Annotated in this window: 2 protein-coding genes and 1 pseudogene; all 3 read right to left on the reverse strand. The window is 70.9% G+C overall.

Annotated features, from left to right (window positions below):
* Positions 1–383 (reverse strand): annotated as a pseudogene (locus ACNPM4_RS11155) (3-dehydroquinate synthase); the annotation flags it as partial.
* Positions 380–901 (reverse strand): shikimate kinase, encoded by a 522-nt coding sequence (locus ACNPM4_RS11160; protein ID WP_448985749.1) that lies wholly within the window; start codon positions 899–901, stop codon positions 380–382. The gene ACNPM4_RS11160 and the pseudogene ACNPM4_RS11155, both read right to left, overlap by 4 nt.
* The coding region (locus ACNPM4_RS11165) for a chorismate synthase (RefSeq protein ID WP_448985750.1) at positions 885–1,493 on the reverse strand (609 nt) is incomplete at its 5' end. The genes ACNPM4_RS11160 and ACNPM4_RS11165, both read right to left, overlap by 17 nt.

A 1,493-nucleotide genomic window follows, 5' to 3' on the forward strand; every position in this document is an offset into this window, starting at 1 on the left:
ACCAGCTGCACACCGCGCAGCCAGGTCGCCGCGACGAAACCGGCGAGATCGGTCACCGCTCCCCCGCCGTAGCCGACGACGGCGTCGCTGCGGGTGAAGTCCGCCTGCCCCATCACCTGCCAGCAGAATGCGGCCACTTCGATGCGCTTGCCCTGCTCCGCGTCCGGGATCTCGGCGAGAAGCACTTCGCGCGGCCCCTCGGCGGTGTCGGCGAGCAGACGGTCGCGCAGCTCGGCCGCGCGCGCCGCGAGCGTCGGCGGGTGCACGACCAGGATCTTGCGCACACCCGGCGCGAGGGCAGCGGAGACCTGCTCCAGGATCCCCCGCCCGATCGTGATGTCGTAGGCATCGTTTCCGGTGACACTGATGGTCGTCGTGCTCATCGCTGCTCTCTCCTCCATGTCACGATGTCGTCCGCGATCCTCTGCATCGGACGACGTGAGGTGTCGAAGGTCGTCGAGGCGACCTCGGCGTACCACCTCCGGCGTTCCTCGAAGATCTTCTTCCAGCGCTCGACCGGATCCTCCTCGCCCGCCAGAAGGGGGCGATTGCTGCCGCGCAGCCGATCGGCCACCGCCTCGACGCTCACCGTCAGGAAGACGACGGGTTGATCCTTGAGCAGATCGCGCGTGTCGGCCTGCGTCACCGCGCCGCCTCCGAGGGAGATCACGCCGCCCTCGGAGAGCGCCTCCGCCACCGCTGCCCGCTCGAGGTCGCGGAAGTGCGCCTCTCCGTGCTCGGCGAAGATGGCAGGGATCGGGCCGTGCGTCGCGACGATGCGCTTGTCGGTGTCGACGAAGGCGACTCCCAGTCGACGCGCGACGCGTCGACCGACGCTGGTCTTGCCGGCGGCCATCGGGCCGACCAGCACCAGCGTCAGCGGGTCAGCCTCGCTCGTCATGCGCGATGAGCGCCGCCTCGGACGCGGGTGTCGTGCGCAGCTCCGCGGGGATGCCGTCGAGGTACCCGTCGAGGTTGCGCCGCGTCTCACGGATGCTGTCGCCGCCGAACTTCTCGAGCACGGCGTTCGCCAGCTCGACCGCGACCATGGCCTCGGCGACCACACCCGCAGCGGGAACCGCGCACACGTCGGAGCGCTGGTGGTGGGCGGTCGCGTCGTCGCCGGTCGCGATGTCGATGGTGCGCAGCGCGTGCGGCACCGTGGCGATCGGCTTCATGCCGGCACGCACGCGCAGGACGGTTCCCGTGGACATACCGCCCTCGGTGCCGCCGGCGCGGTCAGAGCCGCGCGTGATGCCGTCAGCGGTCGCGAACAGCTCGTCGTGCGCCGCCGAGCCACGACGGCGCGTGGTCTCGAATCCGTCGCCCACCTCGACGCCCTTGATCGCCTGGATGCTCATCAGTGCCTGGGCGAGACGGGCGTCCAGGCGCCGGTCCCAGTGCACGTGCGAGCCGAGCCCGGGCGGGAGGCCGTACGCCAGCACCTCGACGATGCCGCCGAGCGTGTCGCCGTCCTTCTTCGCATCGTCGAC

The organism is Microbacterium umsixpiens (genome assembly GCF_053543675.1).